The sequence below is a fragment of the Clostridium sp. 1001271st1 H5 genome, from assembly GCF_005845215.1.
Lineage (GTDB): Bacteria > Bacillota > Clostridia > Lachnospirales > Lachnospiraceae > Enterocloster.
In genome coordinates, this window is record NZ_SPHO01000022.1 from 1 (window position 1) to 21,721 (window position 21,721).

Consider the following 21,721-nt stretch of genomic DNA (forward strand, 5'->3'; position numbering starts at 1 on the left):
GCTTCCAGTCTACACCATGGGTTCTTTCTTTACAAGTTAGCCTCTGAACAGTAACGATTCCGATTCAGGGTTATGATTCATTGCAAGAACTGCTTGCCATCCTGCCCGACTATATGATATAATTAGTTTCGTTGGAGACATAGCTCAGCTGGGAGAGCATCTGCTTGACGTGTAGAGGGTCGCAGGTTCGAGTCCTGTTGTCTCCATGTGCCGAAAGTGCCGGAATCCTTTATTTCAAAGGGACTCCAGCACTTTTTTGATTGTTTACTGTTTGGACTTTTGAATACACCTGGGTCTGTTGAGAAAATGAAGTTTTGTTTTTCTCTCCCCATATTCATTACAGAAAATACATTCAGAAAGCATGGTTCTATTCCCTTTAATCCTCCTAATCTCCCCTTCTGTACCCAATCGTCCTAAGCATTATGCGGCTCGATATCCCCGACAGTTATATGGAGGTCAATCATAACTAATGAAATCCCATGTTGGAAACCCGTCTTAATGGGTTGGAATTTCAAACCAATTTGCCAATGCTGTGCAAAATCATAAGCCCTAAGGTTTTCATTCATCCTATCCAACCATGTTTTTTCTGAGTTCTGCTGCCTTTGCAAAAATAAGGTTTCTCTGCCAATCCGGCAAATCATCCTGACGCTTATTCAGGGCCTTATGTTTCCAGATTCCGTGCTCTACCTGCTTATAATAGGATTCAGAATCGCCCTGGAAATCCATATCCCATACCTCTGATACAATCTGTTTAGACTCCCCATTTATCAGTACAATCGCATATCCCGAATCTGTTTTTTCACATATGCAGGTAACCTCCTGGCTGCTTTCTGCATCAAAAGCCTGCTGCCATTTCAGCAGGACCTCTTCACGTTTACGCACAAGCATGTTTATCTGCTCTGTGACATCTTTCAGCTGCTGTTCACATTCTTTTAAATTCATCCTCTGTCCCTCCCATCCGTTATTAGGTACTCAGTATAGCATATTGCCTGTTAAAAATCCACTTGCATGGCGAATCATTAATAATCTTATGGCGGGTATTCTTTCCATGGCTCACAGCCAAATATCATTACCATCTCACTTTACTTTTGCAGCATTGCTGCCTTCTGCTGCCCATATTATCAGATTTGACACAGACGCAGGCGTGACAGCAGCCTCATTTGATATCGGCAGCAAATAGCGTTTCCAGCATCCCTTTTCACCATATCAGAGGCTGCAGTGGTACCCTGAAAAATGGTTTCTTCTCTGTATCCGTCGCCGACTCTGCCTGTACAATTGCCTCCATAACCCTGACCGGCGTCATTGGAATTTCATACATCGCAAGGCCTGTTGCATCCAATACTGCATTCCTTATTGCCGGAGCTCCGCCTAGAATCGTTGGCTCCCCTATCCCTTTGGCGCCAAATGGCCCTAAATCACTTTCAGATTCCACAATTATGGATTCTAAATGAGGTATATCCATGGAAGTGGGAATCAGATATTCATGAAGTGAAGCTTCTTTAACCATTCCTTTCCTTAAAAAACACTCCTCCATAAGTGCCCACCCAAAAGCCTGTGCAGCTCCGCCATCCATCTGTCCTTCGACGGTATCCGGGTTAATTGCTTTGCCAACATCTGTTGCCTGTACGGATTTACACACAGTAATCATACCATTTCTAGTATCCACTTCTACCATGACGCCATGAGCCCCATATGCAAATGTTACCCACCGCGTAGTCTGATTCCGATTATTGATATCCTTTTCAGTCATGGGTGGATACCAGTTTCCCACCTCTGCCAACGGCACCTGGGAAACCCTTGCTGCTGAAACAACTGATTTTAATAGTATTCTTTTTTCTGAATCCTTCTTAGAAAATATCACACCGTCTTTTATAGCTAATTCATCGGCATATTCCTTTAAAATGCCTGATGCAACATCCAGCATTCTCTTCTTCAATGAATGACAACCACTGATAATTGCATTTCCCTGAAATACAGTTGCTCTCGATGCAGATGTGGGACCAGCCTCAGGCGCACACATGGAATCAGATATCCCTATATTTACATCTTCTATGGAAACTCCCATTGCTTCTGCAGCTATCTGACTCATTGCAGCAATCAGTCCCTGCCCCATCTCATTCTGAGCCACATTTACACTTAAGGAACCATCCAGATTTAACTCCAGATATACATGACCGGCATCCTTTGGAAATGAACTTCCAGTGCCATACATATAGCATGCTATGCCCCTTCCTCGTTTGATATATGGATTCGAGTTATCCAAAGGCTTGTCCCAATCTAATGCATTCCTCACTTTCTCAATACATTGCCGTATACCCGACACATCATTTTTATTCATTTTCTGAGAAAATATAGTAGTAGAACCTTCTTTAATCAAATTTTTTAGCCTGAATTCAATCGGATCCATCCCTATTGTTCGCGCCATATCGTCGATAATGCACTCTAAGGCATACTGCTGTTGAGGCGCGCCTAATCCTCTGAACGCGCCGCCGTAAACATGATTTGTATATACCGACCGGTTCCTGACATTCACAACTGGTATTGAATAAGGCCCCCCTGACAGCAGCGCAGACCTATGAGGAATTACATCCACTGATTTATAAGCACCCTTATCGAAAATTGCTTCAGACTGCATCTCAGTAATACATCCCTCCTCATCCACACCAAGATAATATCTTATGTAACTACGATGCCGTTTACTGGTATAACGAAATACCTCTTCCCGTGTCATTTCATACACGACCGGGCGTCCTGTAAAAAGCGCCAGAACTCCGGCAACCACGCCGCAATCCACGGACGAACACTCTTTCCCGCCAAAACCGCCGCCAATCAGAGGGCTGATTACCCTTATCTTGCTGACAGGCAAATTAAGCGCTTCGCATATACCTTCCCGCATACCATGCACATTTTGCACCGGGCAATATAAGGTTAATCCACCATTCATATAATCCGGTTCCGCAATTGCGATATCCCGTTCCAATGATGCGTGTTCTACAATAGGTGTACGAAAATCTGCTTTTATTTCACATGCGGTTTTTAAAAAGGAATTCTCCATGTCGCCTCTTTCGACCCGCACATCATTTGATACATTTCCACACTTTGCGGCGGCATACTCCTTTCTCACCAATTTTGCTTCTGGACAAATATTCCTGCAGGGGTTTGTCTCCCACGGCAGAACATCATACTCAATGCTTATCAGACTGACAGCTTTGTTCGCGGCCTCTTCCGTTTCTGCCGCTACAAAAGCCAATGAATCACAATCACATACTATCTCACCTTTTGCCAAAATTGGCTTATCCTTAAGAATATATCCATATTTAGGACTGTCAAATAAATCATCAGCCGTCAAAACCGCAATAACTCCAGGTACTTTCTTCGCTTCATCTACATCTATCGTTTTTATGCTTGCACATGCACAATCAATCCGGCAAACTTTTGCCACAAGCACATCTGTTCTCCCCGCAATCAAATCCGCAGTATACTTTGCATACCCAGTCACCTTGCTTATACTGTCAGGTCTGTTATATCTCTGTCCAATATATGACTCATTTAAAATCACTTAACTTCCTCCCAACTGTGGTTTGCAGTCTGCAGCCTTCTCTCTGCTGCCAATTTAACAGCGTTGACAATCTTTTGGTAACCTGTGCAACGGCATAGATTTCCTGATATTGCCATTCTTATCTCCTCATCACCGGGATTCTCTTTCTCCTCCAACAGCGCATAAGCTGTCATTATCATACCCGGTGTACAGTAACCGCACTGCACCGCTCCTGCATCTATAAAAGCTTTCTGAAGCGGGTGGAGATGCCAGGGCGTACCCAGCCCTTCAATTGTTACCACATTCTTCCCTTCTGCCATGCAGGTCAGATATGCACAAGAACGGACTGCCATATTATCAATCAGTACCGTGCATGCACCGCAGTCATCCGTATTACATGCCTTCTTTGTTCCCGTCAATAAAAATCGGTTACGTATAGTATCAATCAATCGTTCCGTCCCGTCTACCTCAATGCATACAGTCTTGCCATTTAAATTAAAATGTACTATGGGCATAATGCAATATCCTCCCTTGAGTTTCTGTAAAAGCCATATGTACAGCCTCAGCAATCGCATAACAGGTGGTTTCTTCTTTGTACTTTTTAAAATAACTTTCTCTCAGTCCTGCTTCCCGCGGAAAAAACTTCATAATAAGACTAACTGCATCATCTCGGTTTAATCCCACAATTCTGTCTTCGACGCTGGGCGCCAGAACTGCTGTTGCATTTAGCGCTCCTAATGATATAGAAGCACCCTCACATTGGCCTTTCTTATCTATTGTAATGACAGCACCAGCTATAATCTTAGCAATATCCTGGGACTTTCTGCGTGAAAATCTGGCGTATCCACTGCCTGTATTACAGCCCAAACTTGGAAAACGCATCTCCTTTATTATTTCATTTCTCTTTATATCAGTTTTATATGCATCAATATAAATATCCTTTTGCTTGACGATACGTTCCCCCCGTGAACTTACCAGTACCAATTCTGTGTTGAGAGCCAACAGCATGGACGCGCAGTCTGCTGAAGGGGCAGCCGTTGCAATGTTGCCAGCGGCTGTTGCAACTGAACGTATGGCCGGACTTCCGATACAGCTCACTGATTTAAGCAGTCCCCCAATTTTGTTGCACACGGCTGAAATCTGAATTTGGCGATAAGTCACATTACCGCCAATATGCACATACTGACCATCATCCGCAATCGTGTTCATACTTTTTATATTGCGTAAATCAATGATTCCCGTGGGCTGTATTTTTCCAGCCGAAATACTCGGTATGATATCAGAACCACCATTCACCAGCACTGCACCTTCATTCTCCTCCAAAAGTGTTACAGCTTCTTCCAGGTTGTCCGGATGAAAATATTTTGTTTCCATGAAGCCATTCCTTTCTTTTGATTCCCGATATCAGACGGGCTGCAGACTTTTATCATCCTGCCCGCCCGCCGTACACATTAAAACAAGCAAAAACACCCCACCAAAGCAGAATGTTTTTGCTGTCATGCTACAATTCAATCCTTCCGTCAAGTATATCTGCCACAGAGCCGCTGTCCACTGCCCATCCTAAAGACGCCTTGATTTGTTTTATGGCCAGTTCATGGTAATCCTTTCCATTCATGCTTGCACAGCAGTCCTCAATGACAATGACGCTGTAATCCCGATTATATGCCTCAAATGCGGTACAAAGCACGCAATTATTAGTATTTGCACCAGCAAAAAATAATGTATCAATCCCCATCACTTTTAAATACATTTCAAGTGGGGTACCCATAAATGCACTGTACCTCTGTTTATGAACTATAATATCATTATTCGTTGCACCAAGCTGCGGCATAATCTCCATGGCAGGTGAATTCTCAGTATTTACAGGCCTTCTTATATGGCCTCCAATGCTTATTTTCTTTTCCATCTGATATCGCCAGAAAGGACTTGCCATAGACATAGTCTCTCCTGTCAGAGGGTTTATCTTATGACCTGTTCTCACAAATATCACAGGAAGATTACGTATTCGGAACTCTGGTATGACTTTTATAAGACCCTCAAGTACCCGTTCGCAATCATCCTCCGGCACCGGAAGATAGTTAAAATCATAATCAAAATGTGCCCGGGTCACATCAACAACAATAAGTGCAGCCTTTGAACTTTCCATATGCTAACTCCTTTATTTCTATTACTCAACCAACAGATTCGGAAGGAACATGGATAAACCAGGAAACAGTGTGATAATTACAAGTACTACTATTGTCAACATTATAAAAGGCATTGAAGACCTTACAATCTCTACGAAAGACAATTTCATCACCTTAGTGCTTACAAACAGATTTAATCCAAAGGGAGGCGTACTCATTCCTATCGCTAAATTAGTAACAACAACATTCCCCATAAAAATAGGGTCTATTCCAGCCTTTAACGCCAACTGATACACCATAGGCATAATTATCACAATTGAGGATCCTGCTCCCATAAACATACCTGCAATAAGGAACATTATATTTATGACCAGCAATATCATCAATCTGGATGTACTGCCCAGCATCGCCTCCATAAGCTGAGGTATTCGTGCAAGTGTCATTACATACCCCAGAAGCTGACCTGCCGCAAGCAATATATAAATTGTACATACCGTTTTTGCACAATCACCGCAGATATCAATCAGCATCTTAAAATCCACATCCCTGTATATAACCATTTCCACAAAAATTGCATACACAGCAGATATTGCCGCGGCCTCTGTTGGCGTACAAATACCGGTATACATTGTACCAATAATAATAATCGGAAGCCCAAGTGCCCAAATAGAGTCCTTTACTGCAACACAGAATTCCTTAAAATTAATCCTGGGAAGCCTGGGCACCCCATGCCTGCGTGCATAGATATATACGTATACTGCAAACACAGTCGCCATAATTATGCCGGAACTTAAACCTCCCATGAACAGCTTAAGTACAGATGTATTGGTATTCATTGCATATACTACAAACGCTATACCAGGCGGAATCAGCATCCCTACCGAACTAACAGTACAAATAAGTCCGGCGCTGAATCCCCGGGGATAACCATTGTCAATCATTTCCTGATAAATCAGGGCCCCAATAATCAATATGCCCGCTGTAGATGCGCCTGATATCGCACCTATTATTATACAGCACACAATTGCCGTCATACCAATACCGCCGTACATATGGCCTACAATACTCCGACAGAACTTCAATAACCGGCTGCCTATCTGGCCTTTCCCCATTACACTTGCCGCCAAAATAAAGAATGGCAGACATAGTGTAGAAAACTTATTAAGACCTGCTGTAAATGACGATACCGCCATTATCGGCTGCATATTAAGCACATTTAATAAATAATATGTACTGGGTATCATCATAGCGATAAAAATTGGTATACCAAGGAATAGACATCCCAAAAGAGCTATAATAAACATTCCCGCAGTCATTAGTTCCCCCTTCCCCCATTACATGGTTTCAAGCTTGTCCAGGTCTTCCATTTCTATGTCATCTTTCTCTTTTATCTTCCCTTTCCTGAAGAGAACAAATATCGTCTTAAAATACTCAACAGCCATTAGACCGCATCCAATCAAAGTTCCAAGATACATCCACCACATCTGAAACCACGGCATCGTTACACTGGTACGGGCGGTCGCCTTAATTGAAATAACTTCCAGATAGGAAAAATAAGCAAATATAGCCAGAAATACCGTTGAAATCACAGCAAGCACCATCTGGTAATATGGATGTATCTTTTTAGGAATTATATTATATATAATATCAACACTAACGTGCTCATGTTTTTCAACACTGATAACACCGCCAATACATGCTACCCATACCATAATATATTGGCAGAGTTCTTCTGTCCAAGGAAAGGAGTAGCCAAAAAAATTCTTTAATATTATTCCCAGAGTAACTAAGGAAGTAACGAACAATATGGATAACGCGCAAAACGTAAGTTCAAACTTTTTGAAAACCACGTCAAACGCCCTATACTTTTCAATTGTTTTGTTCATAAAATCATATCCCTTCTGTCCATCATCTTAGCAAGCCGATACCTCGCTTACAGAAGCTTATATAAGGTATTGGGCTGCCGCTTTTGCAATTGAAAAATTGTTTGAGCGACAGCCTACCAATAAATTATCAGTTAAGCTTTGCAATATCAGCATTGAATGCATCAAGAATCTTTTGACCTGCTTCGCCGTTACTCTCAATGTAAAGATCAAGACAAGGCTGACGGCATGCGTCAGACATCGCCTGTAATTCTTCCTCGGTAAGGTTGATAATTTCACATTGCGCCCCAATGGCATCCAATGCAGTCTGCTCTATGTCACTTCTAACTGCCTGATAAGCATCATTTCCAGCAACATTTACAGCGTCCATGACCAATTGCTTACACTCATTATCCAGGCCGTCAAACCAGGCTTTGTTAGCAAATACCAGCTGAGAAGCAAGAATATGGTTTGTAATCTCCATATATTTCTGTACTTCATAAAACTTCATATTGTAAATTCCAGCTCCTATTCCCGCTTCCTGACCATCAATGGCCCCGGTCTGCAATGCTGTAAAGGTTTCCTGGTAATCAATTGTAAGCGCTGTTCCCCCCAAAGATTCAATAAACTTCATAAGAACAGGAGAAGCCATTACGCGGAATTTTAATCCATTAAAGTCATCAGGAGTGCGCAACGGTACATTACTAGTAAACGCTTTGAATAAATCCACCCAATACCCCAAGCCTACCATATCATAATCCTGCATAGTATCCAGTAAAGTGTCTGCTGCTTCTGTCTTAAATACTGCGCGCGCCTTTTCTATGTCCGGAGGGAAAAAATATGGAACATCCAGAATAGAAAGCAGGGGATTAAATGCACATACGTTTGCAGGAGGCTGTACACACATTTGGATTCCACCATTCTGTACGGACTCAATAAGAGTATTTGAATCCCCCAGCTGACCAGCCGGATATACATCTACTTGAATCTTTCCTCCGGAAGTTTCTTCAATATACTTTTCAATCGCAAGAGCACCGTCCTGTCTCGCATCAGTGGCTGCACCTGAATGAGCCAAAATAATTGTCATCTCAGGGTATTCATAATCTGTGACAGCTTCGGTCGTCTGTCCTTCTGTAGCATCTGGCTCCTGGGGGGATTTTACTTCTGCAGATGTCTCCTTCACAGCAGGAGCCGCACAAGCGCATACGGAAGACATCATCGCTGCTACCAACAATATACATAAGACCTTCTTCATACTATTACCTCCTCTTTTATCAAATCAATTGCCTTACCACCGCTCATGAATAACCTTCTTGACTGCCAGATTCTCTGGCTTTCCTTTCGTCAGCGCCTCACGTAACCAGTCTATCGCCCATGCAAACAGCTCATGATACATACCTGCACAGGAATGAAACTCGCCCTCCATAATCCACATTTCCTTTGGACAATCCAGCATATTAAAGAACCGTTCCGTAAGCTCGGGCGGGCACATCTCATCAAACTCGCCTGTAGACATAAGGAAAGGCACTTTCAATTTATCCACCACCCGCTCAAGGGTCATTTTTCCTACAAACTCATCAAACTGTTCGTCATCATATATATCACACATATACTTAAAGTTATTGCGAAGACCTGGCTGACAGGAATTAAACTGCAGGTCTTTCTCCAGATAGCATCCCAGCAGTCCAACAATGGCCTTAATTCTGGAATCATGCGCCGCAACTGTAGGGCCATAGTATGACCCCATGCTGCCGCCAAAAACTCCGATTTGATTCGGATTAACCTCAGGACGTTTACAAAGCCAATCTAAAAACAGGGAAGCGGCTTCAGGAAAATTTGTAAGCGTCACAGGCAGACCGTGAACGCGGGTTTCACCAAAACCAGGACCGTCCATTACCAGCACACACATGTTTCTGCGTACAAAAAAATTATCGTTCAGATTTGGATAATCCTCCTTAATCATATCCATTCCTGGAGTAAACAAAACCGTTGGCAGATTCACAGCTTCTTTCGGCGCATGGAAAATACCGTAAATATTCTTACCGTTAAAAGGCAGCACAACACGTTCAATTGTGTAGTCATAACCAGCTATGGCCTTTTCATAGCACCGTACGCATGAGGCATGAAGATTCAATTTCATTGCATCATCTTTGTGGTGATAAAGCTGTGCCTTGCCATAATAAAGAGCTGCACGATGATAAAATGCACCGGCAGTAACCACACTTCCCCTTGCAGCAGCTTCGTCAGCTAACTTTTCTTGCTGCTCAGCCACAGCGCACCATGCTTTAGGCATAGCCCGCAAACAGGTCATGCGCCTGTTTGCCCTTTGTATGTCAACATGCTTGAAGCCCTTTTCTTCTAACCCCATGTTTGCATTAGGCATGAAAGCTTCTATGCCAAGCTGACCTACAAACTTGTTACTTATCCAACTTTCGTTTTGTCTGTACTTCGACATTCTTTACCCCTCCTTTATATTTTTACTCCGGTATGAGCCACCCCGCCCAAAACCGTATAAAGCATCTGCCCCCATATGAGTATTTTATTATACTATATATAATCCTTCAGCAAATCTACCGCTTCACTCACGTAGCTCATCACACGATTGTATCCTCTCATCAGTTGGGTACGAAGAACAAAATACCTGTATGAGGCCTTATCGCAATCCGCAAGACGGACACCATCGCTAAGGGATGGAATTGGATACATTGCTCCTGAAAGGTCAAAATCAAAATGGTTTTCACCATGGAAGGTTATGCGCACGATTTTATGCGAAAGTTTTAGCAGCATAGTATTAATATTTTCTGCATCTTCAATAGAAACTTCATTATTTTCTATTCGATTATACAGATTATCCAACCTGCTTGCCAACTGGTTAATCCGCTCTTCAAGAAGCATTAAATCGAATCTATCCCCCAAGGAACTGCTAAGGGACCTAACCGTTTCTTTCATTTCCTTTACCGCTTCCCTAAAATCATAGGGCAGTATAGGAAAACAAAGGAGCCGCCACACTACTCCAACATAAACTTTTGTATCCCTTACAAGAATGTCCTTATCAATGATATCCATGGTATCGTGCCGGGTATGCCACCACCAGCCAAGTCCGCCGGCATGCTTAGGTGTGCCGGTACGGAATGAAAGTATATCCCGTGTCTTTTCAATATCCTGCTCAGAAAATGTCCCAAATATGGAGGTAAGCCCCACACCGTAAAATGATTGGTCAGCGAAATGTCCTATCCGTTTTCCAATAAATGTTACTCCGGTCTGTTTTTCGATTACAGATGCTGCAAGTTTTTTCGTCTGTGGCATTACAGGCGCCTCATCAATAATTACTGCATCCTTACCTCCGGTCGAGTCTACATACACATAGCCCACACAGTGCTTTTCTAATTCCTCGAAATGATTATCTGCATACCATGCGGAACTGAAAAACTTTCCCTGTGAATGTCCAGCCCAAAATGCAAGTCTGAGGCCCCGTTTCCATGACCTCTGTTCTGAGGCAAGTAATCTTGCACATTCAATCATTGTAGCATTAGCTGCCCCATTATCCATCGCACCATAATCCCAAGAATCTATATGACTTCCGAATAGCAGAAAATCATCCGTATCTTCTGCTTTCATTTCTGCCTCAAGAAGAGGAACTTTTCTCCAGCCTGTATCTACCACAGTCTGTATCCATATCTTTACAGTCCCCTTTTTCATTTGCTCCCGTATGGCTGCGCCATCCTGGCGTACGACAGACACTACTGGTATTTGCGGTAACAGCTTCTCTGTTTTCTCTGTGGGGCCCCCCCAAAGAGATGATACCGGTGAATTATGCAAATGATTGTCCTGTACATAAATCACTGCAGCAGCCCCCATTTGCTGCATATCCCTTACCTGGTCAGCATTAGGCAGGCCATCTATCATCACAATCAATCCACGTATATTAGGACAATCCGCCTCAACTGCAAAACCTTCCATACCGTTTTCCGCCGTTGACTTTGTAAAGCAATGCGTCAGTGATTTAAAACTCATCTGTTTAGGTGACAGCATTTCAACATGTGACTCAACAGGAACGCTGATAAATGCATCATGATATGTAAGTTTAGTATTGTAACCAATTTCCTGCATCACCTTTTCACAATACAATAGACTGTCTACTTCCTCCTGTGTTCCGGAAATACGAACCCATTTCGCAATGTCAGAAGTATACCCCATCAACTTTTCACCATCTACGCTATCCACAAGGCTGTCTTCTATGATTTCCAGCTGCTTTAAATATTCTTTCATGACTAACCCCCTGATTTAAAATGTTTGCTTTGATATATGAACAACTGTAGAACTGATAGCAGTAACAGCATTAAAAATGGCACTTGTGTCAAATGTCATGTCAGACATATGCAGCCCCGGAGTCAACCCGGCTCCTATTCCTAATACTGTAGTCCTTAGCCCTGGAATTGCAACAGGATAATTATGGAAATCCTCACCTCCGGGTGTTACAATTGTAGGGCCTAATGCATCTTCCCCCAATGATTTTTTAATAGCATCTTCCGCGATTGTAATCAATTCATCACATCTGCTTGCCGCCGGCACACCGCCAAGCCATTCTGCTTCTGCTTCTGCGCCTGCAGACTCTGCACTCTTTACAGCAGCTCTCATTATATTTTCTTTTTGCATCTCCATCAGCTCGTTTGTCTGCGCCCTGATATCAAACATTATTTCAACAAAATTAGGGATTACATTAAACGGATTGGCTCCACTGCTAATCTTTGTTGGTTTTATCGAATGCGGTATAGTGGGATTAAACTGCAGTGCATTAACTGCCCCTATAATATTTGCAGCAGCCAGAATTGCGTTCACACCTTGCTGCGGCCTTGCTCCGTGGGCTTCATGACCGTAAACTTTTACCCTGATATGTCCAGATGCCCCGTGCAGAACTGCTGGTGAAACCTTACCCATCGGCAGCTCCTCCTGAGGTCTTAGGTGTGTACTTACAAGATACTCCGTACCATCTAATACTCCTGATTCAATGACTGCTTCTGCTCCCTGCAAAGTTTCCTCAGCTGGCTGAAACAAAACCTTCAGGCTTCCTGTCTTTAGCTGTTGTGTTTCCATAAGGGCCTTTGCCGCCCAAAGAACAGCTGTGCAGTTAGCATCATGACCGCAGGAATGAATATAAACCGCTTTTCCATCAATCTCATGTTCAAGCGCATCCATATCTGCCCTTATTCCAATAGCTGCTCCGCTTTTTCCGGTATCCCATATACCTAACACAGCTGTTTTTGCAAAATCTCCTTTTACAGTAAATCCGGCTTTCGCTAACTGTGTCTTTAAATAATCTGCTGTATGTAGCTCTCTGAATGCTGGTTCAGGCATAGAATGAAGTGTATTAAACGTGTCCAATATCCCGGAATGATGTGTCTTCACATATTCATAAACGTCACCTATCATGTTAATCACCTCCAAATGTTTCCGCTCATACTTTTTATGTTACGTTTTATCATGTTTCTGGTAAAAATTTATATATTCTTTTTTATCAGCCGTTTAATATTCCCCCCCAAAATGTCCGCAATTTCCTCCTTAGTTATACTCATGGAAGAAACAGTATTTACAGGTTCATCATCTCCCATATCAAAAGGATAGTCAGTTCCCATGAGAAGATGGGAGGAGGTTACTTTCGATTCCACAAACTGCAGCGTCTCAGCATCATGTAAAATAGTGTCATAGTAAAAGCTCTTGCAGCATTCACCATAGCTTCTGTGTATCTCTCTGAACTCCTTCCTAACCTTTCTTGCATGCTCAAATCTGGCAATCGCATATGGCGTATATCCCCCTGAATGAGAGAAGCATATTTTTACGCCAGGATATTTATTTGTTATATCCCCTGTCATAAGAGCAAATGCAGCAATAGTGGTATCCAAAGGATTTCCCATCAAATTCCTCAAGTGATATCTCTCTAACCTGGTTGATTTAATTGTGTAGTGGGGATGCAGCAATACAAAAACCTCATTTTGGTCTGCCATCTGCCAGAAAGGTGCCAGATACTCATCATCCAACTCCATGCCGGCAATGTTAGTTGCTATTTCAACGCCAGAACACAAGGAATCATTAATTGCACTATCCAGTTCACGTATGGCGCCATCCATATCCTTCATGGGAAGCGTGGCCAGATATCTAAACCTGTCCTTATATAAGGCCACATCTTTTGACAACGCTTTATTTGATTCATGTGCCCAATCCGTGCATCGCTTGTCTTCATAGTTCAATACGAACGGAGGAAGTGAGATAAATCTCATATCTATACCAGCTTTATCCATATCAATAAGCTGTTCATCAAGATTAATCAATCCTCTGTTCAATGGTCCTAGTTCTCTTTTTTTAATAAATATTTTTTTTTCATTTTTGTCTTCTTCCACTTTGAAAAAATCACTAAACCTATCAATTTCGGCTAAGCAAGCAGGGATATAATGAGCATGTACATCAACAATCATTTGCGGTATCTCCTCCCGTCTTTTATAAAAAGTATACTACTCAAAAAGTACAAAGTCAATATCAATTGTATTTATATTGTACTTATTATGTTTTTAATATTTTTTTTTGGCTATATTTAACAATTCTTATTTTCTGTCACTAATATACCAAAATAAAGAGGTACTGCGCTTTAATCTGCACAGTACCTCTTATATGGAAATCAACGTTTATTTTATTATCATCTTCATATATTCTTCCATAAAACCATAATATCTGTTATTATGATGCTTTTCCAATGCCTTGGCTGCCCGCGTATAATTTCTGTCTTTGATATATTTTAGTATTTTAAGATGATCCTGCTTCATAAGATTCAGCCTTTTTTCAGTAAATGCAACCAAATGACGCGGGTGGGATAGCTCAGCATTCAGAGAATTCAAAATATCAAGTATTCGAGAATTTGCACAGTAACGAATTATAAACTTATTAAAATATTCATCTTTAGACTTGATATCCTGAGCAGAATCCGCTATTGAAATAGACTCCGTCACTTTAATACATTCATCAATTTCTTCATCACTGGCCTTCATGATACATGATTCCAGCGCCTTAACTTCGAGTATAATCCTAAGTTCATTCATTTCCAGAACATCCTTAACCGTTAACTGCTCCACAAATGTACCCAGATTTTGCAAACTATAAACCAGCTTTTCATCCTCCAGACGCCGCAAAGCAGCGCGTACCGGCGTTCGGCTCATTCCGAGACAATCTGCTATATCACTTTCGATTATACGCTTGCCTGCCTGCAGTTTATGCTGAATTATCAAGTCATGCAGGTAATTGTATGCCTTATCCTCGAGGCTTTTATCCTTCCTTCCCATATTTTTCAACCTCTCCATCATTATTTTCAGTTATGAACATTAATCCGATTCATCCGTTATCGTCGCAATTCTGCAATACATAACAGACTCTTTTGATTCACATTTTTTCATCATAACATATTCTTAAAATCAATTCTACCTTTATATATCTGCGCAGGGATGTTTCATACATCATTAAAACAATCTTCGCAATGTTCAATCATTGTCTAATAAAACAGCCTGCACTCATATCTATAATTTAGTCCATTTTCTTCTTTATGACAAGTACTCTTTCATTATATTTTCCCCCTCGCCCTCTTCTATCAGAACCAAGCAAGCAATAACCGCCAAAACTGGACACAATAATGGCATAAACCCATGTTGTTTTAAAAAAGTTACTGATTTATTCTTTAACTGAACGGCTTAGAACCATAGAACTCTATTTCGAGCTTGGTAACAATGCTGCACTGACAGTTCGTAGGTTGGGATAACCAGATGTTACATCGTTAGCGCACTGGGTTGATGAATATCAGAAAAACCAATCGCTCCATACGCAAAATATCGCTGAAATGGGGCCGTCTGTTGCCAGTTCCACCCCCATGTTCTGTCGTCCTATCTTATCCACAACCCCATAACTACCATATATAGATAATCCCCTTCCACACATAAAACATCTTGTATCTACAGTGGATATTGTGGATATCCATGTGGATAACACGTGGATTAAATGTGGATTCCGTCCGGTTCCCTCTTCATAATCCATGCATTCACACTTCACTTGGCCCCAGTTCATTTACCACCGCAAACCATTGCCCCATGATTTATAATGTAGTATGATTAGGATATAGTATCAGTAGATTGGCTTATCAAACACCACCGGAGGTATCAAAATGAAATTTTTCATAAAAGCGCTCATCATCCTGGGGGTTATCATCATCTTATTCGCATTAGGCGACAGCATATTCAATGGCCTTTTCAGCAATGACGGCTACCATCCCGTAACCCAGCAAATGAAAGAGATTATGACAGAAACCAATTAGGTTTTTTGATTTTCTATTTTTATATTCACAAATTTCTTACAAACCGTTCATATTTTCGCTATAGCCTGCTCATATTTGGCCCATATACTATATATTGTAAGTTGATATTGCTAATCAGACTTTTTTTCATAATACAGCCGGCAGGAGAAATCCTGACCGGCTCCTCCCTTTTTACAGGCCTTTATGGCCGTATGCCGCATATCTTGTCCTGTTTATGATAATTATAAGCGATTTCTTCAATACACTGCATTCTACTCATCCCTGCCCATCTGCTTTATGATTTGATTGACATACGTACTGAGCCCTGCCAGCAGGATTCCCTGGGTGATTGCAGTAAATATTGCCATAAAAATTTCCTGCCCTGACTGGCATGTGCTTGTGGCAAGGACATAAATCCCGCAAATGGCAATCCCCAGCCCTCCGTTGATTAAAGGGATAAATCTGTCCTTTACCGTCTCACTCTGTTTAATCCACATGCCGGCAAAATACAGCACAAGGGCCACCACAATCAATTCCGGTTTGATATAATCTGTTATCTGCATATATGTTCCCCTCCTTTTACTTGTCTTACCATTAGTATATTAATCAGAACAGAATTTGACAGGACTTTCACCGCAAAAAAAGAGAAGCCCTACGGCTCCCCTTCCATTTTCCCATAAACATCACTATCTGCCTTTTGTCTCAGTGTATTAGGCCCCAAAAACGCTCCGTCGTGCCAACGTGGATTGAATGTCTCGACATTCTTTGCCTGCTCTTCCAGTTCTTTTGTGGATTTCTGTTCTCCCTGCTTCATAATCATCACCTCTGGGATAGTATGTACCATGGCAGTCTGAAACATGTATTCATATATGGAATTGGGTCCAACACGGGATTGCGTACATGACATTCCGCTCTCGCAGTAGCTGCATGAGAACAAATAGCACTCACCCCGCAAAAAATCAGCCCCGGCACGCCATTGCGCCGGAGCTGATTTAAAAAGGGGAGGATAAGTATTAATTAAGAAAAGCCTTATTTATAGCGGTTTATCATGCGCCATGGGGTACTGGGAATCAGTATTTTCGTGGCACTTCTTGTTGTCTTTGGTTATGTGGATTTACCGTTATGTGGGTACAGAGTGGGTATAAAAAGTGGCAGTTTCCCGGCTCTTAAAACGCCTTTGCTATCAGCTCCATTTCCTCCGCCTTGGTTGTAGGGAGTACGTGGGAATATAAATCCATGGTCATTGATAGATTGGCATGTCCCAGGATAGTCTTTAACGTCTGCGGCTTCATCCCGTTTTCTATAGCCCTTGTGGCGAATGTATGTCTTAGGCAATGGGGTGTGAACCGTTCAAACATTATACCATCTGCATTAATACGTTTCACAACATGGTCAATCCCGTTCTGTACCCGTTTCTCACTAATAGGCGAGCCATCTGGTAGATGAAATATGTATCCGTCCATTTTTAGCACCTTTTCACCATAAAGCTGTTTCTGCCTGTCCAGAATGGTAATCATATCTTTGGTAAGGGGTATATCTCTCTTGGATGTAGCCGTTTTAGGTGTATCTTCAAAGAATCCCCGGCCTGTAACATACTTGAGTGTTCTTTGTATGTGCAGCAATCCGGCCGCCTTGTCCATGTCCGAAAGTTTTAATCCCCGCAACTCCCCACCCCTTAAACCCGTCCTGATTGCCAGCGCAAATAAGTTATATAAATAACTGTCCTCGGCATATTTCATGAAAGTATCCTGTTCTTCTTTCGTTAGTACCCTATGACCCCCTTTAGGCTTGGCTTTAGAAAGAGTTGCAAGCGGAACAGGGTTGCGCTCTATCAGCCCATTCTTCATTGCCTGTTTAAAACAACCGCTAAGGGTTGCTGACACAAGCCGGATAGTAGTATGAGAAAAATCCTTTTTAATCATATCATTATATAGCTTTTGAATGTGCTCCCCTCTAATCTCTGTCAGCTTCTTTGTTCCTAATGCATCTTTTATATAGCGGTTGTAACAATTATTATAGACTACAACCGTTCCTGTCTTAACCTGATTTACCTTATACTGCTCCATCCAGGTTTTAAACCACTCCTCAATCGTAATCTTTGAACTTGCCACAAACTCCCCATGCTCCAGCTTATACCACAGTTCCGTCATTCTCTTTTTTACTTCTGTAATGGTATCTCCATAGACAGAATGACTTTGGTAATCCACCTTTACCCGGCCCTCATACTTCCCATTGGCTCGCTGCCGGATTCCCGGCGGCAGAGGCTTCCCATTCTTATCCACTGCCATGCAATCACATCCTTTCCATCCAAGGCCAGAGCGCTATTCCTGCCCCGGCCACTCCAGGCACTCCATCATGAAAGCAACTCCATACTTAAACCCGCTGATAAATCCGAACTCTTGGCCGCAACAGCTCACCTCCAGACAGATTTCCTCCAGCTCCTCGAAGTCCTCCCGCCCTTTCAAAGGTTCCATTACTTGTTTCAATTCCTTGCGTAATGGCTCCAGGGCCGCCGCCGGTTCAGTCAGTTCCCCATAGACGAATCGGCATATCTCCTTTAAAAACCTTACCATGACTAACCTTCCTCTCTGAATCACGTCATGCACTCGACCATCATTCCAATACCCTGTTTAAATCCACATGTAAAGCCATACCGTTGTGCACACGCTGCCATATCATAATAAATACTGGCCAATTCTTCAAAATCGGTACGTCTCTTTAATGGACTGAGGATTTCATTTAGTTCTGCATTAAATGCCTCCAGCTCCACACTGGGCGGCAGAATCCCCTCATTTATCTGGTCATATATCTTCCCTATTGTATTAAACATCATAATTTTTTCCTCCGGTTCAAATTCTCATTTCTAAGATTCTGTGTGTTTTAATGTGGGGCGTCAGTGTCCAGGAGAAGCGCCCTTTACCTTCTAGCCCTCCGGGGATGGTATGCCTTTACGGTCACACACTACGTTCCTTTTTCTCCTGTATAACAAAGTCACAAACAGTTCCAGCCATATAGACCATAAGTATCTTTACTCTAAACGGAAAATCACTTACATTTATCTCGTGAATCCACTGCTTCTTTACCCGCGGTAATCTGTCCATGCTGTAACTTTCTAATTCATTTATGATTTCATCTATAAAATCTGCATTGCTATATTGCATATCTGCTTAAATTCTCCCTTTCCCAGGAGAATTACAAACTGCTGCATGGCATCATTCTCCTTTACTTTTTGATTGCAAAGGGATGATTCTGTGATATAATCAGAATATCCCTGCTGCATTGGTGTGTGGTCGGGTATTGTTTTTTCAGCCCTGTGCATTTGCCGATGCATGGGGTTTTTAAATACCCTGATTCTGTGTTGCATTTTTGTTCGCTCCTGCCTTAGGTGGATATTTCTACCTTGAAAGCGGTTCACAGCGTTATCTTACATCTGTACACGTTAGTTTTCGGCATAAATCAAATGTTAGCAACGTCCGTTCAGCCGCTTTCCTATGTCCGCTTTCTGTTCCTCTGTAAGGTTCATAACTTTATCCTTTGACCTTACAGTGATGAATCTCTTTGGGAACATATACCTCTTGGCAACTACCCTGTCCTGGTATATCTCCCGCCTTCCCTCCTTGAATTGTTCCGGGTTCTGCGCCACCAGCTTATCAAGTTTACGCATCCAAACCGGGTCCGCCGTGTAAAGCTCTGCGGTATCCTCTGCCGCATTGAATCCAATAATAACCTCCTGCTCTGTTCTTGATAGGCTATAGTCTGCCATCCTGCAATCTCCTTTCCTGGTGTGTGGCCCCGGCAGAGGCTCTATGTAATTGCCGTTACTCCCCTCTGCCAGATACTTTGCTTTCTCAGCCCTGTGCGTTTACGGTAAATCTCATGGCCTGTGACTGGCCCATGTACTTCTGGTAAAGCTTTGGATGGTCGGCGGCAAATGCCTTTGCATTAAACTTATTGCTGATAACCACCTTAAATCTGACCATCCAGTCACCTACCTCTGTTTCCTCCTGGCCCCTGGCCTGTAGCTCCTTTTTGATGTCCTCCTGCAGGGCCTCCATTTTCTTCTCAATGGCTTTCTTTTGGGCCTCCAGGGCCTTAAGGTCATTAACCTTTTTAAGTAATGTTCTTTCTGACATAGTGTGTTCTCCTTTCCTTCTGGTGGATTCTTACCGGGCTATTGTTCGCCATCCGTGGCGCATCCTCACCGGAATTAAATCCGCGGCCCCTATCAGTCTTGCGTGTCTATTGCTTGCGGCTCACAGATACGATTGATAGGTTTGTGGGGGATTGTCTGCCCCGGCTGCTTTTGTTTTCCTTAACCTTGTAACTATATTATAATATATGTGTACGTATATATCAATGGTAATAATAGCCGAATGTGTACGTATATATTTGGTGTTTTTGTATGTGTACACATTATTGACTTTATGATATACTATCATTATAAGGTGGAGTAGGTAACTGTATTTTTCAAGCCCCTATTACCTATAATTATAAAAGGTGGTGAATATGTGTCATTAACAGAAGCGCAAAAGAAAGCGAATATTAAATACCGTAAAGAAAATCTTAAACGAATCCCCCTTGATGTTCAAAAAGAGAAGTATGAGGAAATTGCCTCTGCTGCCTCTGCTGCTGGTGAATCTGTTAACGGTTATATAAAGAAAGCGATTGACCAGCGTCTTGAATCTGACAACATCCCACAGGAAGGAGAATAACCCATGCCATTACCAAAAGAAAGAATCTATACCATTGACGATATTTACAGCCTGCCGGATGGAGAACGGGCAGAACTGATAGACGGGCAGATTTATTATATGGCACCGCCGAACACTACCCACCAAAGAATATCTACCTTTCTACACGGAACCATTTTCAATTATATCAACAGCAAAAACGGCTCCTGTGAAGTATTCCATGCACCGTTTGCCGTGTTCCTTCAGGCAGAGGACGAGAAGAACAATACTAATTACCTGGAGCCGGATATATCCGTAATTTGCGATAAAGACAAATTGGATAATAAAGGCTGCCACGGCGCACCGGATTGGACGATTGAGATTGTTTCCCCTTCCAGCCGACAAATGGACTATTACAAAAAGCTGGCTCTTTATCAAGGGGCGGGGGTACGGGAATATTGGATAATAGACCCGGCCAGGGAGGTTGTTATAGTGTATGACCTGGCTAACGAAACACCACCCACCATTTATCGTTTTACCGATTCTGTTAAAGTCAACATATATGAGGATTTTTCCATTGACTTTAGCCAATTAAGCATTTAATACTATCCACATTGCAGCAGAACCATAACGGGGCTGCTGCTTTTTCTTAATCCCTCTGCCTACGGCCAATATACGGACATTCCATCATATTCCAACATCAGCGTTCCGAACGCTCGCTATTATCGTTCCGAACGTTCGCATGGAAAGCCGTGCATCCGGCACACACCTTTTACACGGTGTTACCAATGGAGTACACTATAAGGTAATGGAGTACTACCGAATCAAAACCCTAGTTTTCCCTAGCAATCGTGTTGTTTTGTATGCATTCGTTTCGTTTTGAAACCTTAGCAAATCTTAGCATTGTTAGCAAATGTTAGCGTTTGTTAACCTTGACACTTCTTAACATTCGTTGGTTTTGTTTGTTTTGGAAGAATCGTATTCGTGGTTTTGTAATCTTGTATATCTCAGTATTTATGTTTGTTTTGCAAAATCGCCCTTATTGATATAAAGGTTGGGTTTTGTAAGGTTTTTAGTAATACCATAGCCCGGTATGGCAGTGGAAGGGAACTCCAAAACCTTTTTAGGGACTCCGAAATCTCGGGATACATGCGCGCGTAACCATGTCCCGTTATCCCATTTTAGGGCCTCACAAATCC

The 21,721-nt window shown here is 42.3% G+C and carries 25 protein-coding genes and 1 tRNA gene; 4 read left to right on the plus strand and 22 right to left on the minus strand.

Annotated elements, in window-relative coordinates; translation table 11 throughout:
- Positions 1 to 133 precede the first annotated feature (133 nt).
- Positions 134 to 206, plus strand: a tRNA-Val gene (locus tag FGS84_RS24705).
- A 58-nt stretch (positions 207 to 264) separates the two neighbouring features.
- Here the strand turns inward: FGS84_RS24705 and FGS84_RS31860 are convergent.
- The 14 genes from FGS84_RS31860 to FGS84_RS24775 form a co-directional block, all read right to left on the minus strand.
- Positions 265 to 363 (minus strand): hypothetical protein, encoded by a 99-nt coding sequence (locus tag FGS84_RS31860; RefSeq protein ID WP_138311010.1) that lies wholly within the window; start codon positions 361 to 363, stop codon positions 265 to 267.
- Positions 364 to 567: 204 nt separating this feature from the next.
- Positions 568 to 942, minus strand: a complete 375-nt coding sequence (locus FGS84_RS24715; protein ID WP_138310951.1) for a hypothetical protein — start codon at positions 940 to 942, stop codon at positions 568 to 570.
- A gap of 256 nt (positions 943 to 1,198) precedes the next feature.
- Complete coding sequence (locus tag FGS84_RS24720) at positions 1,199 to 3,559, minus strand: xanthine dehydrogenase family protein molybdopterin-binding subunit (RefSeq protein WP_138310952.1); 2,361 nt, start codon at positions 3,557 to 3,559, stop codon at positions 1,199 to 1,201.
- On the minus strand, positions 3,556 to 4,053 hold the full coding sequence (locus FGS84_RS24725; protein WP_138310953.1) for a (2Fe-2S)-binding protein: 498 nt from the start codon (positions 4,051 to 4,053) through the stop codon (positions 3,556 to 3,558). Before FGS84_RS24725 ends, FGS84_RS24720 begins: the two co-directional genes overlap by 4 nt.
- Positions 4,034 to 4,912 carry an FAD binding domain-containing protein gene (locus FGS84_RS24730; RefSeq protein ID WP_138310954.1) on the minus strand — a complete coding sequence of 293 codons (879 nt, stop codon included), beginning with the start codon at positions 4,910 to 4,912 and terminating at the stop codon, positions 4,034 to 4,036. The genes FGS84_RS24725 and FGS84_RS24730 overlap by 20 nt, the downstream gene beginning before the upstream one ends.
- A 127-nt stretch (positions 4,913 to 5,039) precedes the next feature.
- Positions 5,040 to 5,684 (minus strand): isochorismatase family cysteine hydrolase, encoded by a 645-nt coding sequence (locus tag FGS84_RS24735; RefSeq protein ID WP_138310955.1) that lies wholly within the window; start codon positions 5,682 to 5,684, stop codon positions 5,040 to 5,042.
- A gap of 21 nt (positions 5,685 to 5,705) precedes the next feature.
- A complete protein-coding gene (locus FGS84_RS24740) occupies positions 5,706 to 6,980 on the minus strand; it encodes a TRAP transporter large permease (protein WP_138310956.1) in 1,275 nt (424 codons plus the stop codon).
- A gap of 18 nt (positions 6,981 to 6,998) precedes the next feature.
- Positions 6,999 to 7,550, minus strand: coding sequence for a TRAP transporter small permease (locus FGS84_RS24745; RefSeq protein ID WP_138310957.1), 552 nt, complete (start codon positions 7,548 to 7,550; stop codon positions 6,999 to 7,001).
- 127 nt (positions 7,551 to 7,677) lie between these two features.
- Positions 7,678 to 8,781, minus strand: a complete 1,104-nt coding sequence (locus tag FGS84_RS24750; protein WP_138310958.1) for a TRAP transporter substrate-binding protein — start codon at positions 8,779 to 8,781, stop codon at positions 7,678 to 7,680.
- Between the two features lie 33 nt (positions 8,782 to 8,814).
- On the minus strand, positions 8,815 to 9,981 hold the full coding sequence (locus FGS84_RS24755; RefSeq protein WP_138310959.1) for an alpha/beta hydrolase: 1,167 nt from the start codon (positions 9,979 to 9,981) through the stop codon (positions 8,815 to 8,817).
- Between the two features lie 92 nt (positions 9,982 to 10,073).
- Positions 10,074 to 11,795 (minus strand): M28 family metallopeptidase, encoded by a 1,722-nt coding sequence (locus FGS84_RS24760; RefSeq protein ID WP_138310960.1) that lies wholly within the window; start codon positions 11,793 to 11,795, stop codon positions 10,074 to 10,076.
- Positions 11,796 to 11,810: 15 nt separating this feature from the next.
- Positions 11,811 to 12,956: an amidohydrolase gene (locus FGS84_RS24765; RefSeq protein WP_138310961.1), complete on the minus strand. Its 1,146-nt coding sequence runs from the start codon at positions 12,954 to 12,956 to the stop codon at positions 11,811 to 11,813.
- A 68-nt stretch (positions 12,957 to 13,024) separates the two neighbouring features.
- Entirely contained in the window at positions 13,025 to 13,996 is a 972-nt protein-coding gene (locus FGS84_RS24770; RefSeq protein WP_138310962.1) for an amidohydrolase family protein, read from the minus strand.
- Positions 13,997 to 14,203: 207 nt separating this feature from the next.
- Entirely contained in the window at positions 14,204 to 14,854 is a 651-nt protein-coding gene (locus FGS84_RS24775; protein WP_138310963.1) for a GntR family transcriptional regulator, read from the minus strand.
- 869 nt (positions 14,855 to 15,723) lie between these two features.
- Here FGS84_RS24775 and FGS84_RS31045 point away from each other — a divergent pair.
- The gene (locus FGS84_RS31045) at positions 15,724 to 15,873 is read left to right on the plus strand and encodes a hypothetical protein (protein ID WP_171042712.1); all 150 of its coding nucleotides are present in this window, start codon (positions 15,724 to 15,726) and stop codon (positions 15,871 to 15,873) included.
- A 251-nt stretch (positions 15,874 to 16,124) separates the two neighbouring features.
- On the opposite strand, the gene FGS84_RS24780 is transcribed toward FGS84_RS31045, so the two are convergent.
- The 8 genes from FGS84_RS24780 to FGS84_RS24810 form a co-directional block, all read right to left on the minus strand.
- Positions 16,125 to 16,415: a phage holin family protein gene (locus FGS84_RS24780; protein ID WP_138310964.1), complete on the minus strand. Its 291-nt coding sequence runs from the start codon at positions 16,413 to 16,415 to the stop codon at positions 16,125 to 16,127.
- An 89-nt stretch (positions 16,416 to 16,504) separates the two neighbouring features.
- Positions 16,505 to 16,666, minus strand: coding sequence for a hypothetical protein (locus FGS84_RS31050; protein ID WP_171042713.1), 162 nt, complete (start codon positions 16,664 to 16,666; stop codon positions 16,505 to 16,507).
- Between the two features lie 352 nt (positions 16,667 to 17,018).
- Positions 17,019 to 18,002 carry a site-specific integrase gene (locus FGS84_RS24785; protein WP_243130069.1) on the minus strand — a complete coding sequence of 328 codons (984 nt, stop codon included), beginning with the start codon at positions 18,000 to 18,002 and terminating at the stop codon, positions 17,019 to 17,021.
- A 171-nt stretch (positions 18,003 to 18,173) separates the two neighbouring features.
- Positions 18,174 to 18,425: a hypothetical protein gene (locus tag FGS84_RS24790; RefSeq protein WP_138310966.1), complete on the minus strand. Its 252-nt coding sequence runs from the start codon at positions 18,423 to 18,425 to the stop codon at positions 18,174 to 18,176.
- Between the two features lie 20 nt (positions 18,426 to 18,445).
- The gene (locus FGS84_RS24795) at positions 18,446 to 18,685 is read right to left on the minus strand and encodes a hypothetical protein (protein WP_138310967.1); all 240 of its coding nucleotides are present in this window, start codon (positions 18,683 to 18,685) and stop codon (positions 18,446 to 18,448) included.
- 300 nt (positions 18,686 to 18,985) lie between these two features.
- Positions 18,986 to 19,216 carry a hypothetical protein gene (locus FGS84_RS24800; protein WP_138310968.1) on the minus strand — a complete coding sequence of 77 codons (231 nt, stop codon included), beginning with the start codon at positions 19,214 to 19,216 and terminating at the stop codon, positions 18,986 to 18,988.
- A 99-nt stretch (positions 19,217 to 19,315) separates the two neighbouring features.
- The gene (locus tag FGS84_RS24805; protein WP_138310969.1) at positions 19,316 to 19,615 is read right to left on the minus strand and encodes a hypothetical protein; all 300 of its coding nucleotides are present in this window, start codon (positions 19,613 to 19,615) and stop codon (positions 19,316 to 19,318) included.
- Positions 19,616 to 19,700: 85 nt separating this feature from the next.
- Complete coding sequence (locus FGS84_RS24810) at positions 19,701 to 19,985, minus strand: hypothetical protein (protein WP_138310970.1); 285 nt, start codon at positions 19,983 to 19,985, stop codon at positions 19,701 to 19,703.
- Positions 19,986 to 20,360: 375 nt separating this feature from the next.
- Between FGS84_RS24810 and FGS84_RS24815 the strand changes: the two genes are divergently transcribed.
- Positions 20,361 to 20,564, plus strand: a complete 204-nt coding sequence (locus FGS84_RS24815) for a hypothetical protein (protein ID WP_138310971.1) — start codon at positions 20,361 to 20,363, stop codon at positions 20,562 to 20,564.
- 3 nt (positions 20,565 to 20,567) lie between these two features.
- Complete coding sequence (locus FGS84_RS24820; RefSeq protein ID WP_138310972.1) at positions 20,568 to 21,125, plus strand: Uma2 family endonuclease; 558 nt, start codon at positions 20,568 to 20,570, stop codon at positions 21,123 to 21,125.
- The last annotated feature ends 596 nt before the right edge of the window (positions 21,126 to 21,721 follow it).

Bases quoted from the DNA above. Each gene is read 5' to 3' on its own strand.
- FGS84_RS24735 (WP_138310955.1), bottom strand. From the start codon at position 5,684: ATGGAAAGTTCAAAGGCTGCACTTATTGTTGTTGATGTGACCCGGGCA.
- FGS84_RS24725 (WP_138310953.1), bottom strand. From the start codon at position 4,053: ATGCCCATAGTACATTTTAATTTAAATGGCAAGACTGTATGCATTGAG.
- FGS84_RS24745 (WP_138310957.1), bottom strand. From the start codon at position 7,550: ATGAACAAAACAATTGAAAAGTATAGGGCGTTTGACGTGGTTTTCAAA.
- FGS84_RS24805 (WP_138310969.1), bottom strand. From the start codon at position 19,615: ATGGCAGACTATAGCCTATCAAGAACAGAGCAGGAGGTTATTATTGGA.
- FGS84_RS24755 (WP_138310959.1), bottom strand. From the start codon at position 9,981: ATGTCGAAGTACAGACAAAACGAAAGTTGGATAAGTAACAAGTTTGTA.
- FGS84_RS24795 (WP_138310967.1), bottom strand. From the start codon at position 18,685: ATGATGTTTAATACAATAGGGAAGATATATGACCAGATAAATGAGGGG.
- FGS84_RS24775 (WP_138310963.1), bottom strand. From the start codon at position 14,854: ATGGGAAGGAAGGATAAAAGCCTCGAGGATAAGGCATACAATTACCTG.
- FGS84_RS24790 (WP_138310966.1), bottom strand. From the start codon at position 18,425: ATGGTAAGGTTTTTAAAGGAGATATGCCGATTCGTCTATGGGGAACTG.
- FGS84_RS31045 (WP_171042712.1), top strand. From the start codon at position 15,724: ATGAAATTTTTCATAAAAGCGCTCATCATCCTGGGGGTTATCATCATC.
- FGS84_RS24765 (WP_138310961.1), bottom strand. From the start codon at position 12,956: ATGATAGGTGACGTTTATGAATATGTGAAGACACATCATTCCGGGATA.
- FGS84_RS24715 (WP_138310951.1), bottom strand. From the start codon at position 942: ATGAATTTAAAAGAATGTGAACAGCAGCTGAAAGATGTCACAGAGCAG.
- FGS84_RS24740 (WP_138310956.1), bottom strand. From the start codon at position 6,980: ATGACTGCGGGAATGTTTATTATAGCTCTTTTGGGATGTCTATTCCTT.
- FGS84_RS31860 (WP_138311010.1), bottom strand. From the start codon at position 363: ATGCTTTCTGAATGTATTTTCTGTAATGAATATGGGGAGAGAAAAACA.
- FGS84_RS24780 (WP_138310964.1), bottom strand. From the start codon at position 16,415: ATGCAGATAACAGATTATATCAAACCGGAATTGATTGTGGTGGCCCTT.
- FGS84_RS24770 (WP_138310962.1), bottom strand. From the start codon at position 13,996: ATGATTGTTGATGTACATGCTCATTATATCCCTGCTTGCTTAGCCGAA.
- FGS84_RS31050 (WP_171042713.1), bottom strand. From the start codon at position 16,666: ATGAAGCAGGGAGAACAGAAATCCACAAAAGAACTGGAAGAGCAGGCA.
- FGS84_RS24730 (WP_138310954.1), bottom strand. From the start codon at position 4,912: ATGGAAACAAAATATTTTCATCCGGACAACCTGGAAGAAGCTGTAACA.
- FGS84_RS24800 (WP_138310968.1), bottom strand. From the start codon at position 19,216: ATGCAACACAGAATCAGGGTATTTAAAAACCCCATGCATCGGCAAATG.
- FGS84_RS24760 (WP_138310960.1), bottom strand. From the start codon at position 11,795: ATGAAAGAATATTTAAAGCAGCTGGAAATCATAGAAGACAGCCTTGTG.
- FGS84_RS24750 (WP_138310958.1), bottom strand. From the start codon at position 8,781: ATGAAGAAGGTCTTATGTATATTGTTGGTAGCAGCGATGATGTCTTCC.
- FGS84_RS24820 (WP_138310972.1), top strand. From the start codon at position 20,568: ATGCCATTACCAAAAGAAAGAATCTATACCATTGACGATATTTACAGC.
- FGS84_RS24785 (WP_243130069.1), bottom strand. From the start codon at position 18,002: ATGACGGAACTGTGGTATAAGCTGGAGCATGGGGAGTTTGTGGCAAGT.
- FGS84_RS24810 (WP_138310970.1), bottom strand. From the start codon at position 19,985: ATGTCAGAAAGAACATTACTTAAAAAGGTTAATGACCTTAAGGCCCTG.